Genomic DNA, 21,523 nt, shown 5'->3' with positions numbered 1-21,523 from the left:
TGTGTAGACTTTATTTTTTTATACATATACGAAAAAATAACATGGAAGGGGAGTCCCAAAGAATCGTCATGGCCGAAAAAATCGTTCTTCGCGGTGCGCAAGTTGCCACATTCGACAACATGCAAACCCCGTACGGGATGATACCGGACGGGGCCGTCGCGATCGAGGCGCGTAAAATCGCATGGGTCGGCCCCGGAGCGTCGCTGCCCGATACCTTCGCGGACTGGCAGCATGAGGATCTTGGTGGCCGCCTTGTCACCCCGGCACTGATCGACGCGCACACGCATGTCGTGTTCGGCGGCAATCGCGCTGTCGAGTTCGAAATGCGCCTGAAGGGTGCCTCCTATGAGGAAATCGCGCGCGCCGGTGGCGGTATCCTGTCTACCGTGAACGGCACCCGCGCGGCGACCGAAGATCAGTTGCTGGCAAACGCGTTGCCTCGGGTTGACGCCCTGCTGGCAGAAGGCGTCAGTTGCATCGAGGTCAAATCCGGCTATGGGCTGGATCAGGAAACCGAACTCCGGATGCTCCGTGCCGCCCGCCGGATCGGACGGGAACGACCTGTTCGCGTCCGAACCACGTTTCTGGGCGCGCACGCCGTTCCGCCGGAATACAAGGGGCGCGATGATGCCTATATCGACGAGGTCTGCATCCCGGCCCTGCGCGCGGCCCATGCCGACGGGCTGATCGACGCGGTTGACGGGTTCTGCGAAGGGATCGCCTTTGGCCCCGCCCAAATCGCCCGCGTTTTCGAAGAGGCCAAAGCCCTGGGCGTGCCGGTCAAACTGCATGCCGAACAGCTGTCGAACCTTGGCGGTGCGAAATTGGCGGCCTCATATGGAGCGCTGTCGGCGGATCATATCGAATATCTCGACGAAGAGGGCGTTGCCGCCATGGCCGATGCCGGAACGGTCGCGGTGGTCCTGCCTGGGGCGTTCTATACCTTGCGCGAAACCCAAGTGCCGCCCATCGACCTGCTGCGCCATTACAAGGTCCCAATGGCGCTGGCAACCGACTGCAATCCCGGCTCGTCACCGCTCACCTCGCTTTTGCTTACGATGAACATGGCCTGTACCCTGTTCCGGATGACACCCGAAGAGGCCCTTGCCGGTGTCACTCGGGAAGCCGCCCGCGCCTTGGGTCTGACCGACACTGGCACCATCGCGCGCGGCCAGCGCGCCGATCTGGCCGTCTGGGATGTCGAACATCCCGCCGAGCTGTCCTATCGCATCGGCTTCAACCCTTTGCACAAACGCATCTTTGGAGGCATTGAATGAGCGTTCTCAAGCTCACTCCGGGAACCGCCACGCTACCGGAGCTTGCCCAGATCTATTGGCACGAAACGCCGATCCTACTGGACGAAAGCTGTGAACCCGGTGTTCGGGCGGCTGCGGCGCGGATCGCCGAAGCCGCCGCCGGGGACAAGGCCGTTTATGGCGTAAATACAGGTTTCGGAAAACTCGCCAGCCTCAAGATCGCGCCCGGCGATACCTCGACGCTGCAACGCAACCTGATCCTCAGCCATTGCTGCGGCGTCGGGCAGGCAGTACCACGGCGGCTGGCCCGGCTAATGATGTCGCTGAAGCTGCTGTCCTTCGGCCGGGGAGCCTCCGGCGTCCGGTGGGAGCTTATCGAGCTGCTGCAGGAGATGCTGGCGCGCGGTGTGACCCCGGTGATCCCGGCGCAGGGTTCGGTTGGCGCCTCCGGTGACCTGGCCCCGCTGGCCCATATGACCGCCGTGGTGATCGGTGAGGGCGAGGCGGAATACCAGGGCAAGGTCCTGCCGGGGGCCGAGGCGTTGGCGCGCGCCGGTCTGACCCCCATCGCGCTGGGCCCGAAAGAGGGGCTGGCCTTTATCAACGGCACGCAGTTTTCCACCGCCTATGCACTGGCCGGGTTGTTCGAGGCCTGGCGTGCGGCGCAGAATGCGTTGGTCATTTCGGCAGTGTCGACCGATGCGATCATGGGATCGACCGCGCCACTGCAGCCTGAGATTCACGCCCTGCGCGGCCATCGCGGCCAGATCGAGGCAGCAGGCGCCATGCGTGCCGCGCTTGAGGGTTCGGTCATCCGCGAAAGTCACCGCGAGGGCGACACGCGGGTGCAGGATCCCTATTGCATCCGCTGCCAGCCGCAGGTGACGGGTGCCGCGATGGACATCCTGCGCCAGGCCGCCGCCACGCTGACGATCGAGGCCAACGCCGCCACCGACAACCCGCTGGTGCTGGGCGATCCGCAAGCCATCGTTTCGGGCGGCAATTTCCATGCCGAGCCGGTGGGCTTTGCCGCCGACATGATCGCGCTGGCGGTGTCCGAGATCGGCGCCATCGCCCAGCGGCGCATTGCGCTGATGGTGGACCCGACGCTCAGCTTTGACCTGCCGCCGTTCCTGACGCCGGAACCGGGGCTGAACTCGGGCCTGATGATTGCCGAGGTGACCACCGCCGCGCTGATGAGCGAGAACAAGCATCTGGCCAATCCCTGCGTCACCGACAGCACACCAACTTCAGCCAATCAGGAGGATCATGTATCCATGGCCGCTCATGGCGCGCGGCGGCTGATGCGGATGGTCGGGAACCTGAACTATATTCTGGGGATCGAACTGCTGTGCGCCGCGCAGGGTGTGGAATTCCGCGCGCCACTGCGAACCAGCGCACCACTTCGGCGGGTGATCGCACGGCTTCGCGCGGATGTACCCGCTCTGGCCGAGGACCGCTATCTGGCCCCCGATCTGGAAACCGCGCGGCACCTGGTTGCTGATGGCGAAATCCTGAGTGCGGTCGATGTCCCGATGCCGGAGTTGACCTGATGCAGGTGTTCAGCGTTCAGCGCGGCGATGGGCCGGTCGTTCTTGGGCAACCGCATGGCGGCACGCATGTGCCGGACGCGGTGGGCGCCCGTCTGAACCAAAACGGGCGCGGACTGGCGGACACGGATTGGCACATAAACAGGCTCTACCAGGGGCTATTGAGCGATACGACCGTGGTGCAGTCGCATATCCACCGCTACGTGATCGATGCCAATCGCGATCCGGCAGGCGTGTCGCTTTATCCCGGACAGAACACAACCACGCTGGTGCCGCTGACCGATTTTGACGGGGTGCCGATCTGGACCGAAGGGCAGGAACCGTCCGGGGACGAAATCGAGGACCGGCGCGTGAAATATCACGCGCCCTATCATGCGGCGCTTGAGCGGGAACTGGACCGGGTGCGCGCAAAGAATGGGGTGGCGATCCTGTTCGACTGTCACTCGATCCGGTCGCTGATTCCGTTCCTGTACGAAGGCGAATTGCCTGTTTTCAACACGGGCACCAACGCCGGCGCCACCTGCCACCCGGCCATCGAACGGGCCGTGCATGGCGTGGCGAATGACGCAACAGGGTTCACGTCGGTTCTCAACGGCCGGTTCAAGGGCGGCTGGACCACCCGCCACTATGGCCGTCCCGCCGAGGGGTGCCATGCGATCCAGATGGAGATCGCCCAGCGCGCCTATATGGACGAAACTGCCCCGTGGACCTGGCGGCAGGACCGCGCCGAATCCCTCCGCCCGCATCTGAAGGCGATGTTAGAACGCCTCCGCGACCTCGCCCTGTCGGGCGTATTGACCGAAAAAGGAGCCTCGCAATGAGCGATCCGCGCAAGAATACCCGCGACATCTATCCGCCTACCGGCCCGGACCTGAACGCCAAAAGCTGGGTGACCGAGGCGCCGCTCAGGATGATGATGAACAACCTGCACCCGGACGTGGCCGAAAACCCGCATGAGCTGGTGGTTTATGGCGGTATCGGGCGCGCGGCGCGGACGTGGAACGATTTCGACACCATCGTCGCCAGTCTGAAGGATCTGGAAGAGGACGAAACGCTGATCGTCCAGTCCGGCAAGCCGGTTGCGATCATCCGCACCCACAAGGATGCGCCGCGCGTGCTGATCGCGAACTCGAACATCGTGCCGCATTGGGCCAATTGGGATCATTTCAACGAGCTCGATAGGAAGGGCCTGATGATGTACGGCCAGATGACCGCCGGCTCGTGGATCTATATCGGAACTCAGGGTATCGTGCAGGGCACCTACGAGACCTTTGCCGAAGCCGGGCGCCAGCACTACGGCGGTGATCTGACCGGCAAGTGGATTTTGACCGGTGGACTGGGTGGTATGGGCGGTGCGCAGCCTTTGGCCGCCGTCTTTGCCGGGGCCTGCTGTCTTGCGGTCGAGTGCAACCCGGACTCGATCGACTTCCGCCTGCGCACCAAATACCTCGACGAAAAGGCCGAGACGCTGGACGAGGCGCTGGAAATGATCGACCGCTGGACCAGGGCGGGCAAGGCGAAATCGGTGGGCCTTCTGGGCAATGCCGCCGAGGTTTTCCCCGAGATCTACCGCCGCATGAGCGAGGGTGGAATGCGCCCCGATATCGTCACCGACCAGACATCGGCGCATGACCCAGTCAACGGGTATCTGCCCCTCGGCTGGACCATGGGCGAGTGGCGGGAAAAGCGCGAAAGCGATCCCAAGGCGGTCGAAAAAGCGGCGCGGGCTTCGATGAAACAGCACGTTGCCGCCATGGTCGATTTTTGGAACGCGGGCGTGCCGACGCTGGATTACGGCAACAATATCCGGCAGGTGGCGCTGGATGAGGGGCTGGAGAATGCCTTTGCCTTCCCCGGTTTTGTTCCTGCCTATATCCGTCCGCTGTTCTGTCGTGGCATTGGCCCGTTCCGCTGGTGTGCGCTGTCGGGCGACCCCGAGGATATCTACAAGACCGACGCCAAGATGAAAGAGCTGTTCCCCGAGAACGAACACCTGCATCGCTGGCTCGACATGGCACGCGACAGGATCGCGTTTCAGGGCCTGCCGGCGCGGATCTGCTGGATCGGGCTGGGCGACCGGCACCGTGCTGGGCTTGCCTTCAACGAAATGGTGGCCAATGGCGAGCTGAAGGCGCCCGTGGTGATCGGGCGCGATCATCTGGACAGCGGCTCGGTCGCCTCGCCCAACCGCGAGACCGAGGCGATGCTGGACGGTTCGGACGCCGTATCCGACTGGCCGCTGCTCAACGCGCTGATCAACACCGCAAGCGGCGCGACCTGGGTCTCGCTGCACCATGGCGGCGGCGTCGGCATGGGGTTCTCGCAACATGCGGGCGTGGTGATCTGCGCCGACGGCACCGAGGACGCCGCGCGGCGGCTGGAGCGTGTGCTGTGGAACGATCCGGCTTCGGGCGTTTGGCGTCATGCGGATGCGGGATATGAGATTGCAAAGGACTGCGCCCGCGAACATGGTCTGCGCCTGCCCGGGATTTTAGGCTGAAGTAGAAACGCCTCCAACAAACCGCCCGGTTTTGTCGGGCGGTTTCTGTTCGGGCCGTGCTCCATTGGACAGTGGAGGCTCAATCGAGTGCCATGGACGGGACCCGCGGCTGGTCATCGCTCAATGTGCTGAATTCTCTGATTTCAGGCAGCGATGAGTGATTCAGGGATTTCGCGAAATGCCTTAGTGATGCCGGTTCACGCGACGCTGCATCCGTGCGCATTGTCTGACGGACCGGAACATGACCGAGATCATCTCAAAAAGGCGGGAACGTTTGGACGCGGGCATAACCGGCCCTCCATAGGTAAATAACTTGCCTATAGCGTGGGCTTAATACGGCGATATGTATGTAAACTCAGTCACACAGTGCTGGTGCGAGTGAAAACTTAATGTGGAACGCGGCTCCCGCGTCGCACGTTCTGTCTTTCAACGATCCCACATCGCCTTCTTCGATGATCAGGGTCTTCAACTGACTTAATCTTAGCGCTGATAGCTCGTGAGCATGGCCAGGATTTAGCCGCTGAAGTGCTCGATATGTGCTTGCATGGGATTATGCGCTCCTCGAGTGAAAAACCTCGATCTTCGATCTCGTCGGTTGCTGGGCGGAGAAGTGAGCCACTCATAAAAACTATCCAAAAAATGGAAGAGTGCTTCGATCAAGAGTTGACGATGGATCAGGTGGCGCAATCAGCGAGAGTGTCCCGCCGACAGTTCGAACGGCTGTTCAAAACTCACATGCAGACCACACCTTACCAATACTTGACCGATGTTCGCCTGGAAAAAGCTCGCAAATTTCTGTTGGAGACCGAGATGTCCATCATAGAGGTATCCGTCGCTTGCGGCTTCGGCTCTTCCAGCAACTTCTCTAAGCTTTTTCGGGAAAAATATGGGGCATCACCGTCAAGATATTCGGCTGTCAGAGGTTTGGAGTCATAGTAAACTATGCGGTATCAGCGCTTGTCGATCTGCGTGCGCGTGCTTCTTGCGGGGTTTCTCCATATGTCTTGCGGAACCAGCGGATAAAATGAGAGCAATCTGAAAATCCGCATTCGAAAGCAATTTCGGTAATAGAACGTTTTGAATTGAGAACCCGCCATCTTCCATGCTTCAAACGGATCGCGCGCCAGATCGAAGCGGGAGAAACTTGGGACTGGGCTTGGAACGCACGGTTCAACTGACTGACGCTGACACCAATCTGCGACGCAATATCTGCAACGGTGCCAGCTTCGGATAGGTTCTGGCGCATGATCTTTATCGCGCGTTCGACGCGATAATCTCCGCATGTTTCTAATTCGTCGAAAGGCAAACGCGGTGTGTGGAACGCCGCTCGGTGTTCGTCCACGATCATATCCGCCAAACCCTTTGTTGCACGCGCCCGGCCGCAGCGCCGCGAAATCACTTCGACCGCAACATCGATTGCCGCAGTCCCTCCTGGACAGGTTATGATATTGTCATCGATTACGAAAATTTCGTGGGTTGTAGTGCGGACCGTTGGGAATTGACGTTGAAACTCTTCGTCGTGGCGGAAGTGCACGGCGCACCGCCCATCGTCTAAAAGTCCTGCAGTGGCCAAAGTAAAGCTTCCCGTGCACAGGCCAACGATCAGTTTTTTCTGTTCGTTCGCGCTGCGAAGAAAAGCTCTGGTCGCTTTGGGGTGTTCAGTAGAGGCAGGTAGCAAACCTCCGACCAGTACAATGCAATTGTATTCGTCAGGCGTCGAAAGCACCTTCCAGGGACGGATCTCGGCACCACAGCTTGATTGAACAGGCTCAAGATCAGGCCCCACGATGTCCCATTGGCAATAGACCTGGCGGCTGCGATCACCTTCGTCCGCCGCATGGCGCAAGGTATCCATAAAGCCCGAAAACGGCAAAAGCGTGAATTGAGGCGATAGAATAAATGCCACACGCAAATCGGGCGCGTGCTGAATGCGGTCGGGGTTTGGCGTTTCGGTCATTTGTTCTGCGATTTGCATCTAAAGTTCTATACCTGAGCGGTTCTATAGCTCAGGGTCCGTTGGGTCAATTTAATCGGAGATCGGAAATGAAATGGTCCAAAGCGCTCAACATTGTAGGGGCGCATGCAGAAGGAGAAGTTGGGCGAGTAATCACGGGTGGTGTCCTGGACATCCCTGGCGACAGCATGCTCGACAAAATGAAGTACATTAGAGATGTCGATGACAGCTTGGTGCGCTTCACTTTGTTCGAACCACGAGGTTCCGCCCAAATGTCGGTCAATCTGCTTTTGCCGCCGACACGCAAAGATGCCGATGCAGCCTTTATTCCGTTGCAGCCAGACGGCCCTCACGCGATGTCCGGTTCAAATGCAATTTGCGTGGTCACAGTTTTGCTGGAAACTGGCATACTGCCCATGTCGGAACCGGAAACCATCGTTCGGCTGGATACGGCTGCAGGATTGGTGACTGCCCGGGCGCAATGCCGAAACGGAAAATGCGAGCGGGTGTTTCTGGATTTTTTCCCGAGCTTTGCAGAACATCTTGACCACACATTGTTTGTAGAGGGCTTGGGAGAACTGTGTCTGCAGAAATAGGCAAAGCCTAACCTGCTGGGTGAAGCAGCCGGTACATCCCATTAGTGGCCGATGCTGCATCTTGCATGAACGACAGCTTTTGCCTCAGCGCAACTACTTATAGGATGGATTTTGCTATTGGGACGGGAAGGTCTTTTGGCCGAACATCGGATGCATGATCGATCATGGTCGTCAATGTCATGCTTTACGAAGATCGTTCTCTAGATAGCGCTTGCCGATTTTCTTGCCGCCTACCTCAATGTAGAAGTTCCAGCTGCGATCTTTGTAGTGCCAGATCGCATCACGCACCGTACCGACGTGATGTGTTAGGTTTTTTGCATTCACTATGACTTCCACGAGGTCGCCGGATCGGAATTCCGGCGGGTGCTGACTTGCTGACGGATCATTAAGATCTAGCTTGGATAGGACTTCCTCGAATTCTGCACGCTCACGAAGAATGCCTAACAAATCTTCGCGGTGGAGGCCAAGGAGTTCCCCGTCAAGAAACCACTTGGTCAAATTGATCCGCTCGTCTGCGTTAATGCATTTCGGCCAATAACCAAGTAGTGCCGCAAGATGGGCTTCAATCCTTACATTGTACCCGCTCACGGGTCTATTTTTTCCGGGTCCCATATTGGGACTAAGTAGTGTGAAACAGCGTCAACTGGAAGAGAAATCAGGGCCATGTATATTTCTCAGAACCCTATGAGTTCCAAAATAAATGAACAGGAAACGGACTTTCAGCAACCAGTCACAAAGGTCCGCTTCGTCCCGCAGACTGTGAGTTCGAGCAACACTAGATTTTGCACTTGCAGAGAACGGCAGGTTCGACGGCCGCACCGCGGCAGAGAAGACCGGTGGCCAACGGCAGTTCGAGGCCGTCCACGACGGGTATGTTGAATGAAGCAGTCACTCTTGCCTTAATGATTGATCAACATCACACTTTCCACCGCAAAGGCGGGACGCGCTGCGATATTTGAGGTCTCCGCGCCTCCCGCCTTTGCTACGCTGTGACGTGCTGCACATTTCTGTATGTGGTGCTGAATCATACCCGCGATGGCTGCTGCAAGTTATCGCAATACGCAGTAAGATTGCAGCTCCCCTTGTTTCACTTGCAGAGCTCTTTGTGGGACGTATTCGGGGCGGGCTGAGCGCCGCCGCCGTTGTCGCCAGCGCTATCTTCGGCTCGATCTCCGGTTCCGCTTCGGCAACATTGACCTGCATTGGCTCAATCATGACACCGCAGCTGCGCGAGGCCGGTTATCCGCGCGGCATCTCCGCGGCGATCATCGCCAATTCGGCTCCCTTAGGGTTGCTCATCCCGCCAAGCGCGATTCAGATCATCTATGCGTGGATCACTCGGCAATCGGTGCTGAAGTGCTTTATGGCGACGATTGTTCCCGGTCTAATCCTGGTTTGCCTTCTGATCATTGTGAATTTTGTGATGTTGCGCAAACACAGAGGCATCCAAACTCTTCCCCCTTCGGAGAATTTTGTAGCGGATCTTGGACGAAAAAGTTGGACGGCCTTCCCTGCATTCCTGATGCCCGTGATCATTTTAGGTGGCATCTACGGGGGCATCATGACCCCGACCGAAGCCGCAGGCATTGCGGTGATCTACGCCATTCCAGTCGGTTTCTTCATCTACAAAGGCCTGACCCGAAAGAACTTCGTCGAAGCGTTGATTGATACCGCCACCACCACTGGCGTGGTCATGGTGATGTTCTTCATGGTGATGATCGTCAGCCGCATGCTGATCTTTGAAGATATTACGGGTTACGCACAAGATCTGGTCTTTTCGATTTCGGAAAACCCCATCGTGATCATGATCATGATCAACTTTGTGCTTATCCTGATTGGTATGCTGATGGACGATGTTTCCGGCATCCTCTTGGGCGCTCCGCTGCTGTTTCCTATCGTGACCGAACTGGGAATCGACCCCATCCAGTTTGCTGCGATCATTGGTGTCAATCTCGGTATGGGTAACATCACGCCGCCGACTGCCCCGCTTTTGTACCTGGGTGCGCGGGTCGGCAACGCACCAGTGAGTGAGATGATTGGTCCATCACTGATCATGATCGCATTCGCCTGGATTCCGACTCTGTTGATCACCACTTACGTGCCTGAGGTCTCTCTCTGGCTGCCCAATTTGCTCTTGGGTTGAGGACGACTGCAATGATCTCAATGTTTGAAATCTTCAAAATCGGTATTGGCCCTTCCAGTTCGCATACGATGGCTCCGATGAAGAGTGCGCACCTCTTTCTCGAAGAACTGTTCGAACTGGAAAGGTTCCACTTGGTCGAGACAGTTCAATGCGACCTCTATGGCTCACTCGCTCTGACTGGAAAAGGACATGCTACCGATACTGCCGTGTTGTTGGGGCTTTCCGGTGAGAAAGCCGAAACCGTGGATATCGACGCCGTAGAAGGGATCATTGCTACAATCCGAAAAACTAAGCGCTTGTCCCTGATGGGGCAGCGCAACATTAACTTCGATGAAGACGAACATCTGGTTTTCAACTTGGGGCCGAACCCCTACAATTTTTCGGCGCCCATACGGTTCGAAGCGCGCGACAGGAATAGGGTGCCCATCCACTCGCAGGTGTTCTTTTCGCTTGGCGGCGGGTTTGTAACCCGAGCTCGGGATTACCAACCGGATCAAAATGCGGCGGGAACAGTCGAACGTGAGGTGCCGCACCCATTCTTCAGCGCCAAGGAACTATTTGACTTAAGCAATGAAACAGGGTTCGAAATCGCTGAAATCGTGCGTCGAAACGAACTTTCACACATGGACCAATCAGAACTGGATGCCCGGTTCGAAGCGGTCTGGCATGTGATGGACAAGGGCGTTGAGCGTGCGCAGAAACGGACAGGTCCACTACCTGGCCCGCTCAAAGCACCTCGCCGTGCTCCAGGTTTACGCGCCAAGTTAAACGAAGCCAGCACCGACAGACGCCCCGACCCCTTGGTTGTACTTGATTGGGTGAACCTTTTCGCCATTGCCATGAACGAGGAAAACGCCTCGGGCGGGCGCGTTGTGACAGCGCCTACCAATGGTGCCGCTGGGCTGATCCCTGCAGTAGCCCTCTACTACATGCGGTTTGTTCAAGGAGCCACGCAGGAAGGGCTCTTCAAATTGATTGCCACCGCCGCAGCGATTGGCATGATCTACAAACGCAACGCGTCATTTGCAGCGTCTGAGGTAGGGTGCCAAGGCGAGGTCGGCGTGGCTTGCTCGATGGCTGCCGGTGGGTTGGTGGCTGCACTTGGTGGCACCAACGGTCAGATCGAAGTCGCCGCTGAGGCTGGCATGGAGCATAACTTGGGTCTCACTTGCGACCCGATTGGTGGCTACGTCCAGATCCCTTGTATCGAGAGAAACGCCATCGGAGCTGTAAAAGCAATCGATGCGGCGCGTTTGGCGATGGCTGGTCCGGGACAGGCATATGTGCCACTCGACAAAATCATCGAGACCATGATGCAGACCGGGCGCGACATGAGCGACAAATACAAAGACACTGGCAAAGGTGGCCTCGCCGTATCACTGCCTGTGTGCTGATCCCTTTAACTGATGAAGACAACCGCCCATGCCAAGCACTGGGCGTAGGGAAGGAAATGTGACATGGCGCATTATCGGCCTGGTCTGTCGTCCGGAATGCCTTGCAAGGGCACAAGGACTGGACCGAGCAATGGCCCGACAGTCAACCCAAACCAAGCTATGACGTGATAGTCGTCGGTGCTGGCGGACACGGTTTGGCGACGGCTTACTATCTGGCCAAGGAGCATCGGTTGTCAGCCGACCTACACCGAAAGCGAATTTTATGCTCGACTACCTTACCTGAAGTTGGTGCGTAAGAATCTCTACCATCTTTTGAGCCTCAGTTGCGTCGAGTCTTCCGTGATGCAACAGAAACTCTGCGACATTTCGATCCGTGTAACGACCTGTAAGTATGTCGTCGCGCAAAATTAGCTTGAGACGCGCAAATCTGGCAGCATTGTCGTGGCAGATAATGCACTTTTCTTGGAACAAGCGTCCAGATTCGTGGATAAATTCGAACTGGTCAATCAGGTCGTCGATTTCCTTATCGGACAGCCTGCCGTGGCCTGCCTCCAGAAAATCGAGGACAAGGCGACCAGAGGCTTTTCCAACAAGGCCATTCTCAGTCGCAACCAAGTTTTCGGAAACAAAATCTCCGGCATGCGGGGCGTGACAGGCTGCGCAGTTCTGTTCGTAAATCAGATGCGGATCAGACTGCTGGGCGTTCAGGGAAACCGTCCAGAACACAATGCTGATTGCCAGGCCAATTTTCACAAGCTGTTTCATGTTCAATGCCCCATGCCTAACAATGGAAAATCAGCGATCAGTATAGACGACTTCTAAGTAATCACCCTTGAGAAGGATCAACCTCAAAGCAGGCTGGGCATGCTTTCGCTGCGCTCGATTGGCGGCTTTGGGCAAGACATTCCGCTACCTGCCGCTCAAGGTCTCTTGGCATAAGGGATTGGCCGAGCATCTTGATGCAGTTCATCTTGCTCTCAACTCTGCTCCGGCGGTGATATCCGCTCCATCGCCGCCACAGAGCCCGGCCCAGGTATCGCGACGCATTGACGGCTTCGTTTCGAGCGACAGCTCCGGCGCTCGTGGGCTTCCAAGGCTTGGGGACCGCCATGCGCAAATGGTGTGACGACGCGGGTCTACCAAAATGCTCGGCTCATGGGGTGCGCAAAGCCTGCGCCACCCGGTTGGCCGAGGCGGGGGCAACTGAGCGCGAAATCATGGCTTGGACGGGCCACAACTCGCCAACAATGGTGCAGGTGTACGCAGGCAAAGCACGTCGCGGCCTCTTGGCCGATCACGGCTTTGAAAAGCTAATCAAGAACGAACAGGGTTCAAAACTTGACGAACCCAATAAGAAAGGTTCGACAAAGTGAGCAGTAATGTGAATGAAAACAGTCGCATGGATGCGACATTGGTCGGAGTGAGAGGATTCGAACCTCCGACCCCTGCCTCCCGAAGACAGTGCTCTACCAGGCTGAGCTACACTCCGACCGTGGCGGGTGATCTATACCCGCAGGAACATAGTTGCAAGAGTGTTTCTGTTCGCAATCCAGGAAATTGCGACCCTTGCCTGAACGCCAGGTTTGCCCAACGGTGGGCACAACCGAGGGTCAGGCATGAACGCGGACATTTTCTTTCTGATTGGCGGTGTTGGCATGTTCCTTGTAGGCATGGATTTCATGACCAACGCATTGCGCGAGGCCGCTGGGAGCAATCTGCGCAGCATTCTTACAAGGTTCACCACCACTCCGCTCCGCGGTGTTCTTACAGGGGCCGCCACAACGGCCGCAGTGCAGTCATCCAGTGCGACGACGGTAATAACCGTCGGATTCGTCGGGGCGGGGCTGCTGACGATGCCCGAAGCTTTGGGTGTGATCTACGGTGCCAATATCGGGACAACTGCGACGGGTTGGCTGGTGTCCATTCTGGGGTTCAAGCTCAAGCTGGGCAATCTCGCGATGGCCTTGCTATTTCCGGCCGCGCTGACCGACCTGCTGATGCGAGGGGCAATGGCGCGTCTGGGGCGCGTGGTTGCCGGTCTTTGTCTGCTGCTCATCGGGTTGGAACTGATGCAGATGGGCATGGGTGACGTGACCGAATTTCTGACACCTGACATGCTGCCGGGCGGAAACCTCGTCGGGTTGCTGATTCTGGTGGCGGCAGGAGCGGCCATCACCATTCTGATGCAGTCCTCAAGCGCGGCGATTGCGCTGTCTCTGGTGATGCTGTCGGCAGGGGCCATTTCAATGACGCAGGCGGCATCCCTGGTCATCGGTATGAATATCGGCACCACGCTCACCGCCCTGCTTGCCTCGCTCGGCGGATCTGTTCCCATGCGCCAGACGGCGGTCGCCAATCTGATCTTCAACATCGTCACATCCGTGGTTGCCTTTCCGCTGTTGTTTCTGATTCGCGAAACTTTGGAACGCATCGCCGGTTCGACCGACGAAATGACCGCACTTTTGGTTTTCCACACCGGATTCAATCTGGTTGGAACGGTGCTGTTTTTGCCGATCACGCGTCAATTCGCCGGTCTGGTGGCGCGCATCCTGCCGGACAGGAAGGAGCGACTGGTCGAACTGGATGAGCGGCTTCTCAGCGATCCTGCCACTGCCATTCTGGCTGCGCAAACGGCCGTCACGACGATTGCCGGGCGGCTTTTCACGGCGATTGGCTCCGGTCTGCAAGTCGAGCCGGATTTACGCCCCCTGGCCGCACTGGGGACTTGCGCCGAGGCGCTGGACGAGTTGAGAACATATCTGTCCGCTATTCGCCTGTCCGAGGGCCGGGTGGCAGAAGAGGCGGCATTTGCCGCGTTGCTTCATCAGACGGACCATCTGGATCGACTGTTGCGCCGGGCCGGGAAAAAGGACCGGATCGAGACGCTGCTGGCGGACCGCCTGTTGCGCAGACCCTGTCTGGCCGCGGGCGCGGCGCTGTCGCAAAGCGCGGTCAGTTTGGCGGATCCGCGTACCGAAATGCGCTTGCAACAACTGCACAAGCTTGTTCAAGGCCGGGCAAAGCGCCATCGCCGCGCGATGATGCTGGGCGAGCATGCGGGGATTTATTCATTGGAAGAGGTGTTCGCGCATACCGACGCGATGCGCTGGCTCGACCGTGTGCTGCACCACGCCGAGCGCGTGGCGCATTATCAGCCAAGTCTCGCAGTGGAAGAGCCCGCAGCAGAGACACCCGCTGCAGGCCCGTGAGGATTACAGGCTCGCGTCCAGCGCCGCGATGATTGTGTCGCCCATTTCGGAGGTCGATACCGGTTCGATCCCTTCATCGGCCAGCAGGTCGCCGGTGCGCACACCGTCGGCGAGAACCTTTTCGACCGCCGCTTCCAGACGGTCGGCTTCGTCCCCCTGATCAAAGCTGTAGCGCAGCGCCATGGCAAAGCTGAGAATGCAGGCGATCGGGTTGGCCTTGCCCTGGCCGGCAATGTCCGGGGCCGAGCCGTGGACGGGCTCATAGAGTGCCTTGGGCCGACCATTGGCCATCGGTGCGCCCAGCGAGGCCGAAGGCAGCATACCCAGTGATCCGGTCAGCATCGCGGCGCAGTCGGACAGGATGTCGCCGAACAGGTTGTCGGTCAGGATCACGTCGAATTGCTTGGGCGCGCGCACCAGCTGCATGGCGCCGTTGTCGGCATACATGTGCGACAGTTCCACCTCGGGGTAATTGGCGGCGACCCGGGTCACCACCTCGCGCCACAGGATGCCCGATTCCATCACGTTGGCCTTTTCCATCGAGCAGACCTTCTTGTTCCGGCGCATCGCCAGTTCAAAGGCCGAGCGCGCGGCGCGTTCGATTTCGGATTCGGTATAGCGCTGGGTGTTGATACCTACACGCTCGTTGCCTTCCTCGAAGATACCGCGCGGCTCTCCGAAATAGACGCCCGAGGTCAGTTCGCGGACGATCATGATATCGAGACCTGCGACGATATCCTTTTTCAGCGACGAGAAATCGGCCAGCGCGTCAAAGCACTGTGCCGGGCGCAGGTTGGAATAAAGATCCATTTCCTTGCGCAGGCGCAACAATCCGCGTTCGGGTTTGACGCTGAAATCCAGATCGTCGTATTTCGGGCCGCCCACTGCACCCAGCAGAACCGCGTCAGCTTCCTGCGCCTTGGCCATGGTTTCGTCTGACAGCGGCTTGCCATGCACGTCATAGGCCGCGCCGCCGACCAGATCCTCGCTCACGTCAAAGTGAAGACCGCGATTGGTGCCGAACCAATCGATGATTTTGCGCACTTCGGCCATAACTTCCGGGCCAATTCCGTCTCCGGGGAGGATGAGGAGCGAAGGGTTGGGCATGACGGTCTCCTTGCGTTTCGTTGCCATCGCCCTAGCGTGTGCGCGGCAACGGGTCAATGAGACGATCCTGCCAAAACACGAGGAAAATTGATGCTGATACCGGGAAATACAGTTCCAGAACTGAAAATCGAAACCGTGGCGCATGGAAGTTTCGATCTGGACGCGGATAAAGGTGAAAACGGAACGCTGGTCATTCAATACCGGGGCCTGCATTGCCCGATCTGCATTCGGCAAATGGGCGAGCTTGAAGCGGCGCTGGATGGCTTTGCCGAACTGGGTGTGGAAGTGATCATGCTCAGCACCGATACGGCGGATCGCGCAGCCGAGACCGTGGAAAAAGCCGGAACCACCCGTCTGCGCGTCGGCCATGGCCTGCCGCTGGAGGTGGCGCGGGACGATTGGGGGCTTTACCTGTCGAAGGGCCGTGAAGGAACCGCCGAAGCGCCTTATTTCGCTGAGCCCGGCCATTTCTATATCGCCCCGGACCGCACCTTGTATTTTGCCTGGCAACAGTCGACGCCGTTTGGCCGCCCGTCCGTTGCCGACATTCAGGGTGGCATCAAATATGCGCTGGACAACAACTATCCACCGCGCGGAACCCATACCGGGCCGATTCCGGTCTGACGAAGATTGGCGGCAAGACCTTTGCCGCCGATCCCGCACCGGGCGGTTTCGCCGGGTTTGCCACGGCGCGCGCGCCGAACTGTCCGAATTGTACGTGCTGCAAACCCCTCATTGAGCGAATTGTACAGATCGGATGTGGCGCTGCGCCGATCTTCGCCAGCGCCGCAGGGTCACTCGGATAGGACATCCACCCACACCAGACGATGACGGCTGGCGCGTATCGCGGTGTCGTGACCCTGTTCGCCGGGGGCGGGCCAATAGACCCCGGCACCGGTGACGGTCCAGTCCGGGGAGGGCAGGACATAGTCGACGCGAAACCGTCCGATCCCGGACCAGTCCACCGTGTCCAGTTCGTCGGGCGAGCGGTGTTGCTGGCTTGCGGCCTGCGTTGCACCGGCGCTCCGGGGGGCGGGGTCCTGGAAGCGCGGGTCGGACAGCAGCGCGCGGATCGCTTTGGTGCGACCGTCGCTATCGTGCGGGTCCAGATTGGCATCTCCTGCGAGAACGAACCTCGTGTCCGGTGCGGGCCCGAGGGCGCCGTCCAGATAGGTTTGCCAAAGCCGGATTTCGTCGCTGTTGCGCAAACCGTTGCGATCCTCGGGGCCGTCGAACACTGGCGGCGAGGCGTGAAAGGTCATCAGGTGAAACCGGCCCTCGGGCGCATCGATCGGCACCACCCAATGCGCCGTCGAGGACAGGCGCTGATGCGCCTGAGCCAGCGCTGAAGGGAACGGACCCGCACCGGTCTGCGGCAACTGCGCACCGGGCAGGTCGCGCCACAGCAGGCCGGTAAACGCGACGACCGCATCGCTGACGATTGGATAACGCGACAGAACCGCAAGGCCGCTCTGGCCGGAGAACTCGCCCCAGCCCTGCGCGTCTCCGGGGCCGGAGGTTCGCCCGTCGCCATCAAGGTCAAGGTCGGTTTCGACACCACTGTTGGGCCGGCGGGAAAAGCGGTGCGGATAGTCGAGACCTGCCGCGCTCAGCCGGTCGGCCAACGCGGTCAGGGCCAGACCGTCGTGATCCCAGTCGATTCCCTGCAGCGCGATGACATCGGGTGCGACGGCCGAGATCACGGCCACAACATCCATCACCTGCGCCTGGCCGCGCCCGATGTCGCGCAGCAGAAGGCCGGGTCCGTCGCGGCTGAGCTCGGTGTTGTAGGTTGCGATGCGCAAGCTATCCGCCTGCGCCGCCAATGGCACCAGCAGAAATAGCAGCAGGGCCCGGATCATGCGGTCTGGGCGGCCTCGGCGGAGGAATAGGCGCGGCGACGTTTTTCTTCGATCAAGCCGGCGATGCGTATCATGGCCATGCCCCGCATGATGATGCTTGCAGGCAGAAAGGCCCATGCGCTCATGGTCCAGATCATTGTTTGCGGATTGCCCAGCGAGATCGGACCGATGACATCCGATGCCAGTTTGATGACCGCCGGAATCAGGAATGGCAGCAGCACGCCCACAGTCACGTTGAGCCGCCCGTCACGTTGCAGCCGGGCGACGACGTCGCCGCCCGTGGTCGGATCGAAAAGCGGCAGGTTCACCCACACATTGAAGGCCCCATTGCCCAGCGGCCAGCCACGAAAGCGCAGCGCATAGGCAAAGCTGGCCACGGTCACCAGCGCGGCGATATAGGCGATCCCGGCCGACATCCGCACCAGATTGACCAGACCGGAGCTGGCATCCGGCGGCAGCATCAGAACCACAAGGCGCACCGGCGAATAGGGGAAATCGATGACATTCGCGATCAGGATGCCCACACCGGCGAACAGCGTGGTCAGGCCCGAGGGGGCATAGACGTGTTTGCAGACCAGAGTCAGGAAGGTGACCATCGACATCAGACCGACGAAGCGCAGGCGGTTCAGCGGCGGCGCGTCGCGGAATTCGATGAAACTGGGAAAGGCGGAGTTGTATTCGGCGAAGGTCAGAACAAACGCGAGAATCGCGAGGAACACCACGATCTCGGTCGCATTCGATACTGAACCGGGCAGATACAAGGCGGGCGTCAGCACCAAAAGTGCCACTAACAACCCGCGTATAGCCGCCCCTGTTGTGCGTGCAAACACTATCCGAATCCCTTCAAACTGGACAGGCCGGTTCTTTGCCGAGCCCTTGTTCCAACTTGTGTCCGCTTTGCTAAACGGATGCCTCGTCTAGGCATATTTGTGCCGATAACAGACATCCCTCTCAAGACACTAGGGCAACAAACACAGGATTTGGGGCAAAAAGATGGCAAGAGTGGTGCCGCATTGCATCAATAGTGACTCAAATTCGGCGTGTGTTCACAATTTTGCACTACATTTTGTGGTTGTATGAATTTTGGCCCCAAATGAATCGGAGCCGCGCAAGGCGGCCCCTGAAATTCACCCTACGTCAACCTCAAACCCAGGGGCGAGATTGGGCGGCTTCTGATTCGAATTTATCGATGTGATGGTCCTTTTCCATCGTCAGTCCGATGTCGTCCAGGCCGTTCAGCAGGCAGTGCTTGCGGTGCGGATCGATGTCGAACTCGATCACGACGCCGTCCGAGGTGGTGATCTGCTGATCCTCGAGATGCACGGTCATGCGGGCGTTTTCGCCCTTGTGGGCGTCGTCCATCAGGATCGCGTGATGTTCCTCTTCGACCACGATCGGCAGGATACCGTTCTTGAAGCAGTTGTTGAAGAAGATGTCGGCAAAGCTGGTCGAGATCACCACCTTGATGCCGAAATCCTTGATCGCCCACGGCGCGTGTTCGCGCGACGAGCCGCAGCCGAAATTGTCACCCGCGACCAGAATTTCGGTTTGGCGATAGGCGGGTTTGTTCAGGACGAACTCTTCGTTCTCCTGCCCGTCGTCGTGATAGCGCATCTCGTCGAACAGCACGACGCCAAGGCCGGACCGTTTGATGGTTTTCAGATGCACTTTGGGAATGATCATATCGGTGTCGATATTGATCAGCGGCATCGGGGCGGCCACCCCGTGGACTTTTTCGAACTTTTCCATGTCTACACTCCTGCGGGAGAGGGCCAGCCCCTGTGTCCCGCGCTATGCTTCTTTCGTTTCGGTATCGGCGCCCTTGAAAAAGAGCCCCATGAAGATCAGGCCGAACCCGTTGAACAGCATCTCGATGCCCAGCAGGATACCGAGCAGTTTCAGCAACCATGTGGGGTCTGCCGCCGCGTAGTTCCAGATGATGGCGGCAAGGACCATCGAAAGGATGCCAGAGATCAGGGTCGGCCAGAAAAACTGTGTTCCGCGCATCTGGAACGACAGGATGATGCGGGCGATGCCGCCGGCCATGAACAGGATCAGGACCAGCATGGCAAGCGAGATGACGCCCTGCAGCGGATGAGACAGAAACGACCAGCCGAGAAACAGCATCACCGCGCCCATGATGATGGACAGGAGCTTGTTGCCGGTGCCTTCGACGGTGAAGCCGCCGACGACCTGAAAGCCGCCGCCGATCAGCAGCAGGATACCGGTCAACGTGGTAATTGCCACCGAAGCCACCACCGGCGCGCCCAGGACGATGACCCCGAACACGATGAAAAGTAGCCCCAGAAGGAACAGTTTCAGCCAGTCACTCATTTCAGTCTCTCCCTCAAAAATTCAACTATGAGGGCAGCTTACATCAACTCGCGCACGTCTGTCAGCTTTCCTGTGATTGCCGCTGCGGCAGCCATTGCCGGGCTCAGCAGGTGGGTGCGTCCGCCCCGGCCCTGGCGGCCTTCGAAGTTGCGGTTCGAGGTCGCGGCGCAGCGCTCGCCGGGGCTCAGCTGGTCAGGGTTCATCGCCAGACACATCGAACATCCGGCCAGACGCCATTCGAAACCGGCCTCTTTGAAGATCTCGGCCAGACCCTCCTCTTCCGCCTGCGCGCGGACGAGGCCCGAGCCGGGCACGACCATGGCTCGGATGCCATCCTTGATCTTCTTGCCCTTCAGGATCGCGGCGGCGGCGCGCAGGTCTTCGATCCGGCCATTGGTGCACGAGCCTATGAAGACGGTGTCGATTTCCACATCGCTCAGCTTCTGACCGGCCTGCAGACCCATGTATTCGATCGAACGGCGGGCTGCGTCGACCTTGCCGCCTTCGAAATCCTCGGGGTGAGGAACGGTCGCGGTGATCGGCAGCACGTCCTCGGGGCTGGTGCCCCAGGTGACGACCGGCGCGATGTCTTCGCCGCGCAGGGTGACCACCTTGTCGAAATGCGCGCCTTCATCGGTGTAAAGCGTCTTCCACCAATCCATCGCCGCTTCCCACTGCGCACCCTTGGGGGCGTGCGGGCGGCCTTTGACATAGTCAAAAGTGGTTTCGTCCGGCGCGATCAGGCCGGCGCGGGCACCGCCTTCGATGGCCATGTTGCAGACGGTCATGCGGCCTTCCATCGACAGATCGCGGATCGCTTCACCGCAATATTCGATGACATAGCCGGTGCCGCCGGCGGTGCCGGTCTCGCCGATCACGGCCAGAGTGATATCCTTGGCGGTTACGCCCGGTTGCAATTTGCCGGTGATTTCCACCTTCATGTTCTTGGATTTCTTCTGGATCAGGGTCTGGGTGGCCAGAACATGCTCGACCTCAGAGGTGCCAATGCCATGGGCCAGTGCACCAAACGCGCCGTGGGTGGCGGTATGGCTGTCACCGCAAACGACCGTCATGCCGGGCAGGGTCCAACCCTGTTCGGGGCCGACGATGTGCACGATGCCCTGACGGACGTCATTGACCGGATAATAGTGAATACCGAAATCCCTGGCGTTCTTATCCAGTGCTTCGACCTGAATGCGCGATTCCGGGTTTTCGATCCCGTTCACCCGGTCCGGCGTGGTGGGGACGTTGTGGTCCGGCACCGCGATGGTCTTTTCCGGTGCGCGAACCTTGCGGCCCGCCATGCGCAGGCCTTCGAACGCCTGCGGGCTGGTGACTTCGTGCACCAGATGGCGGTCGATATACAGCAGGCAGGTGCCATCATCGGCTTCGTGTGCGATATGGGCATCCCAGATCTTGTCATAGAGCGTTTTGGGGGACATCGGTCCTCTCCCGTTTTTTGAGAATAGCTGGCGAAAGGTGGCTGGACGCCGCTTATAGGCGGGCCAGAACCGTGCGGGCAGCCCCGAAAAACCGTTCACGCAACCGCGCGCGGTCCTGCAGATTCGGATTTGGGGCCGGGTAGTGTCTCATGCGCATCAGATATATCGGGGCACAG

General features: G+C 59.0%; 19 protein-coding genes, 1 tRNA gene and 3 pseudogenes. 12 read left to right on the top strand and 11 right to left on the bottom strand.

Features of this window, described 5'->3' with window-relative positions:
• The first annotated feature begins 68 nt into the window (after positions 1 to 68).
• The 5 genes from hutI (at position 69) to ACR0AO_RS12100 (ending at position 6,242) form a co-directional block, all read left to right on the top strand.
• Entirely contained in the window at positions 69 to 1,277 is a 1,209-nt protein-coding gene (gene hutI / locus ACR0AO_RS12120; protein ID WP_480603820.1) for an imidazolonepropionase, read from the top strand.
• Positions 1,274 to 2,809, top strand: a complete 1,536-nt coding sequence (hutH, locus tag ACR0AO_RS12115) for a histidine ammonia-lyase (protein WP_480603818.1) — start codon at positions 1,274 to 1,276, stop codon at positions 2,807 to 2,809. Before hutI ends, hutH begins: the two co-directional genes overlap by 4 nt.
• The gene (gene hutG, locus ACR0AO_RS12110) at positions 2,809 to 3,627 is read left to right on the top strand and encodes an N-formylglutamate deformylase (RefSeq protein ID WP_480603815.1); all 819 of its coding nucleotides are present in this window, start codon (positions 2,809 to 2,811) and stop codon (positions 3,625 to 3,627) included. Before hutH ends, hutG begins: the two co-directional genes overlap by 1 nt.
• A complete protein-coding gene (hutU, locus tag ACR0AO_RS12105) occupies positions 3,624 to 5,306 on the top strand; it encodes a urocanate hydratase (RefSeq protein ID WP_480603813.1) in 1,683 nt (560 codons plus the stop codon). The genes hutG and hutU overlap by 4 nt, the downstream gene beginning before the upstream one ends.
• A gap of 534 nt (positions 5,307 to 5,840) precedes the next feature.
• A complete protein-coding gene (locus ACR0AO_RS12100) occupies positions 5,841 to 6,242 on the top strand; it encodes a helix-turn-helix domain-containing protein (protein WP_480604164.1) in 402 nt (133 codons plus the stop codon).
• A 4-nt stretch (positions 6,243 to 6,246) separates the two neighbouring features.
• On the opposite strand, the gene ACR0AO_RS12095 is transcribed toward ACR0AO_RS12100, so the two are convergent.
• A complete protein-coding gene (locus tag ACR0AO_RS12095; protein WP_480603810.1) occupies positions 6,247 to 7,281 on the bottom strand; it encodes a GlxA family transcriptional regulator in 1,035 nt (344 codons plus the stop codon).
• 68 nt (positions 7,282 to 7,349) lie between these two features.
• Between ACR0AO_RS12095 and ACR0AO_RS12090 the strand changes: the two genes are divergently transcribed.
• Positions 7,350 to 7,856, top strand: coding sequence for a proline racemase family protein (locus ACR0AO_RS12090; RefSeq protein WP_480603808.1), 507 nt, complete (start codon positions 7,350 to 7,352; stop codon positions 7,854 to 7,856).
• Positions 7,857 to 8,033: 177 nt separating this feature from the next.
• Here the strand turns inward: ACR0AO_RS12090 and ACR0AO_RS12085 are convergent, their stop codons facing one another.
• Positions 8,034 to 8,444, bottom strand: a complete 411-nt coding sequence (locus ACR0AO_RS12085; protein ID WP_480603805.1) for a hypothetical protein — start codon at positions 8,442 to 8,444, stop codon at positions 8,034 to 8,036.
• Between the two features lie 472 nt (positions 8,445 to 8,916).
• Between ACR0AO_RS12085 and ACR0AO_RS12080 the strand changes: the two are divergent.
• The 3 genes and pseudogenes from ACR0AO_RS12080 to ACR0AO_RS12070 all read left to right on the top strand — a co-directional run.
• Positions 8,917 to 9,999, top strand: a pseudogene (locus ACR0AO_RS12080) (TRAP transporter large permease); the annotation flags it as partial.
• 68 nt (positions 10,000 to 10,067) lie between these two features.
• The gene (locus tag ACR0AO_RS12075; RefSeq protein WP_480603803.1) at positions 10,068 to 11,393 is read left to right on the top strand and encodes an L-serine ammonia-lyase; all 1,326 of its coding nucleotides are present in this window, start codon (positions 10,068 to 10,070) and stop codon (positions 11,391 to 11,393) included.
• Positions 11,394 to 11,494: 101 nt separating this feature from the next.
• Positions 11,495 to 11,629 (top strand): annotated as a pseudogene (locus ACR0AO_RS12070) (sarcosine oxidase subunit beta); the annotation flags it as partial.
• A gap of 34 nt (positions 11,630 to 11,663) precedes the next feature.
• On the opposite strand, the gene ACR0AO_RS12065 reads toward ACR0AO_RS12070, so the two are convergent.
• Together ACR0AO_RS12065 and ACR0AO_RS12060 are read right to left on the bottom strand one after the other, a co-directional pair.
• Positions 11,664 to 12,158 (bottom strand): c-type cytochrome, encoded by a 495-nt coding sequence (locus ACR0AO_RS12065; RefSeq protein ID WP_480603800.1) that lies wholly within the window; start codon positions 12,156 to 12,158, stop codon positions 11,664 to 11,666.
• Between the two features lie 139 nt (positions 12,159 to 12,297).
• Positions 12,298 to 12,492: pseudogene (locus tag ACR0AO_RS12060) on the bottom strand (IS5/IS1182 family transposase); the annotation flags it as partial.
• Between the two features lie 10 nt (positions 12,493 to 12,502).
• On the opposite strand from ACR0AO_RS12060, the gene ACR0AO_RS12055 reads away from it, so the two are divergent.
• Positions 12,503 to 12,766, top strand: coding sequence for a tyrosine-type recombinase/integrase (locus ACR0AO_RS12055; protein ID WP_480603795.1), 264 nt, complete (start codon positions 12,503 to 12,505; stop codon positions 12,764 to 12,766).
• Between the two features lie 39 nt (positions 12,767 to 12,805).
• Here the strand turns inward: ACR0AO_RS12055 and ACR0AO_RS12050 are convergent.
• Positions 12,806 to 12,882, bottom strand: a tRNA-Pro gene (locus ACR0AO_RS12050).
• A gap of 127 nt (positions 12,883 to 13,009) precedes the next feature.
• Between ACR0AO_RS12050 and ACR0AO_RS12045 the strand changes: the two genes are divergently transcribed.
• Positions 13,010 to 14,602 carry a Na/Pi cotransporter family protein gene (locus ACR0AO_RS12045; protein WP_480603791.1) on the top strand — a complete coding sequence of 531 codons (1,593 nt, stop codon included), beginning with the start codon at positions 13,010 to 13,012 and terminating at the stop codon, positions 14,600 to 14,602.
• A 3-nt stretch (positions 14,603 to 14,605) separates the two neighbouring features.
• Here the strand turns inward: ACR0AO_RS12045 and leuB are convergent, their stop codons facing one another.
• Entirely contained in the window at positions 14,606 to 15,709 is a 1,104-nt protein-coding gene (gene leuB / locus ACR0AO_RS12040) for a 3-isopropylmalate dehydrogenase (protein WP_480603788.1), read from the bottom strand.
• A gap of 90 nt (positions 15,710 to 15,799) precedes the next feature.
• Between leuB and ACR0AO_RS12035 the strand changes: the two genes are divergently transcribed.
• Positions 15,800 to 16,333, top strand: a complete 534-nt coding sequence (locus tag ACR0AO_RS12035) for a redoxin domain-containing protein (RefSeq protein WP_480603786.1) — start codon at positions 15,800 to 15,802, stop codon at positions 16,331 to 16,333.
• A 170-nt stretch (positions 16,334 to 16,503) separates the two neighbouring features.
• Here ACR0AO_RS12035 and ACR0AO_RS12030 read toward each other — a convergent pair whose 3' ends face one another.
• The 5 genes from ACR0AO_RS12030 to leuC form a co-directional block, all read right to left on the bottom strand.
• Positions 16,504 to 17,571: an endonuclease/exonuclease/phosphatase family protein gene (locus ACR0AO_RS12030; protein WP_480603783.1), complete on the bottom strand. Its 1,068-nt coding sequence runs from the start codon at positions 17,569 to 17,571 to the stop codon at positions 16,504 to 16,506.
• Complete coding sequence (locus ACR0AO_RS12025) at positions 17,568 to 18,401, bottom strand: hypothetical protein (protein ID WP_480603781.1); 834 nt, start codon at positions 18,399 to 18,401, stop codon at positions 17,568 to 17,570. Before ACR0AO_RS12025 ends, ACR0AO_RS12030 begins: the two co-directional genes overlap by 4 nt.
• A 313-nt stretch (positions 18,402 to 18,714) precedes the next feature.
• On the bottom strand, positions 18,715 to 19,320 hold the full coding sequence (leuD, locus tag ACR0AO_RS12020) for a 3-isopropylmalate dehydratase small subunit (protein ID WP_480603778.1): 606 nt from the start codon (positions 19,318 to 19,320) through the stop codon (positions 18,715 to 18,717).
• Positions 19,321 to 19,362: 42 nt separating this feature from the next.
• Positions 19,363 to 19,905, bottom strand: a complete 543-nt coding sequence (locus ACR0AO_RS12015; protein WP_480603775.1) for an HdeD family acid-resistance protein — start codon at positions 19,903 to 19,905, stop codon at positions 19,363 to 19,365.
• A gap of 38 nt (positions 19,906 to 19,943) precedes the next feature.
• The gene (leuC, locus tag ACR0AO_RS12010; protein ID WP_480603770.1) at positions 19,944 to 21,347 is read right to left on the bottom strand and encodes a 3-isopropylmalate dehydratase large subunit; all 1,404 of its coding nucleotides are present in this window, start codon (positions 21,345 to 21,347) and stop codon (positions 19,944 to 19,946) included.
• Between the last annotated feature and the right edge of the window lie 176 nt (positions 21,348 to 21,523).

The sequence above is a fragment of the Ruegeria sp. AF8 genome, from assembly GCF_056541825.1.
The sequence above is the reverse complement of the archived record's forward strand: the minus strand, read 5'-3'. Positions and strand labels throughout refer to the sequence as shown.

Excerpts from the sequence above, each read along its gene's own strand:
- hutI (WP_480603820.1), top strand. The coding sequence starts at position 69 with ATGGCCGAAAAAATCGTTCTTCGCGGTGCGCAAGTTGCCACATTCGAC.
- ACR0AO_RS12015 (WP_480603775.1), bottom strand. The coding sequence starts at position 19,905 with ATGAGTGACTGGCTGAAACTGTTCCTTCTGGGGCTACTTTTCATCGTG.
- ACR0AO_RS12090 (WP_480603808.1), top strand. The coding sequence starts at position 7,350 with ATGAAATGGTCCAAAGCGCTCAACATTGTAGGGGCGCATGCAGAAGGA.
- ACR0AO_RS12035 (WP_480603786.1), top strand. The coding sequence starts at position 15,800 with ATGCTGATACCGGGAAATACAGTTCCAGAACTGAAAATCGAAACCGTG.
- hutH (WP_480603818.1), top strand. The coding sequence starts at position 1,274 with ATGAGCGTTCTCAAGCTCACTCCGGGAACCGCCACGCTACCGGAGCTT.
- ACR0AO_RS12095 (WP_480603810.1), bottom strand. The coding sequence starts at position 7,281 with ATGCAAATCGCAGAACAAATGACCGAAACGCCAAACCCCGACCGCATT.
- ACR0AO_RS12065 (WP_480603800.1), bottom strand. The coding sequence starts at position 12,158 with ATGAAACAGCTTGTGAAAATTGGCCTGGCAATCAGCATTGTGTTCTGG.
- ACR0AO_RS12100 (WP_480604164.1), top strand. The coding sequence starts at position 5,841 with ATGTGCTTGCATGGGATTATGCGCTCCTCGAGTGAAAAACCTCGATCT.
- ACR0AO_RS12030 (WP_480603783.1), bottom strand. The coding sequence starts at position 17,571 with ATGATCCGGGCCCTGCTGCTATTTCTGCTGGTGCCATTGGCGGCGCAG.
- leuB (WP_480603788.1), bottom strand. The coding sequence starts at position 15,709 with ATGCCCAACCCTTCGCTCCTCATCCTCCCCGGAGACGGAATTGGCCCG.
- ACR0AO_RS12055 (WP_480603795.1), top strand. The coding sequence starts at position 12,503 with ATGCGCAAATGGTGTGACGACGCGGGTCTACCAAAATGCTCGGCTCAT.
- ACR0AO_RS12075 (WP_480603803.1), top strand. The coding sequence starts at position 10,068 with ATGGCTCCGATGAAGAGTGCGCACCTCTTTCTCGAAGAACTGTTCGAA.
- ACR0AO_RS12045 (WP_480603791.1), top strand. The coding sequence starts at position 13,010 with ATGAACGCGGACATTTTCTTTCTGATTGGCGGTGTTGGCATGTTCCTT.
- leuC (WP_480603770.1), bottom strand. The coding sequence starts at position 21,347 with ATGTCCCCCAAAACGCTCTATGACAAGATCTGGGATGCCCATATCGCA.
- leuD (WP_480603778.1), bottom strand. The coding sequence starts at position 19,320 with ATGGAAAAGTTCGAAAAAGTCCACGGGGTGGCCGCCCCGATGCCGCTG.
- hutU (WP_480603813.1), top strand. The coding sequence starts at position 3,624 with ATGAGCGATCCGCGCAAGAATACCCGCGACATCTATCCGCCTACCGGC.
- hutG (WP_480603815.1), top strand. The coding sequence starts at position 2,809 with ATGCAGGTGTTCAGCGTTCAGCGCGGCGATGGGCCGGTCGTTCTTGGG.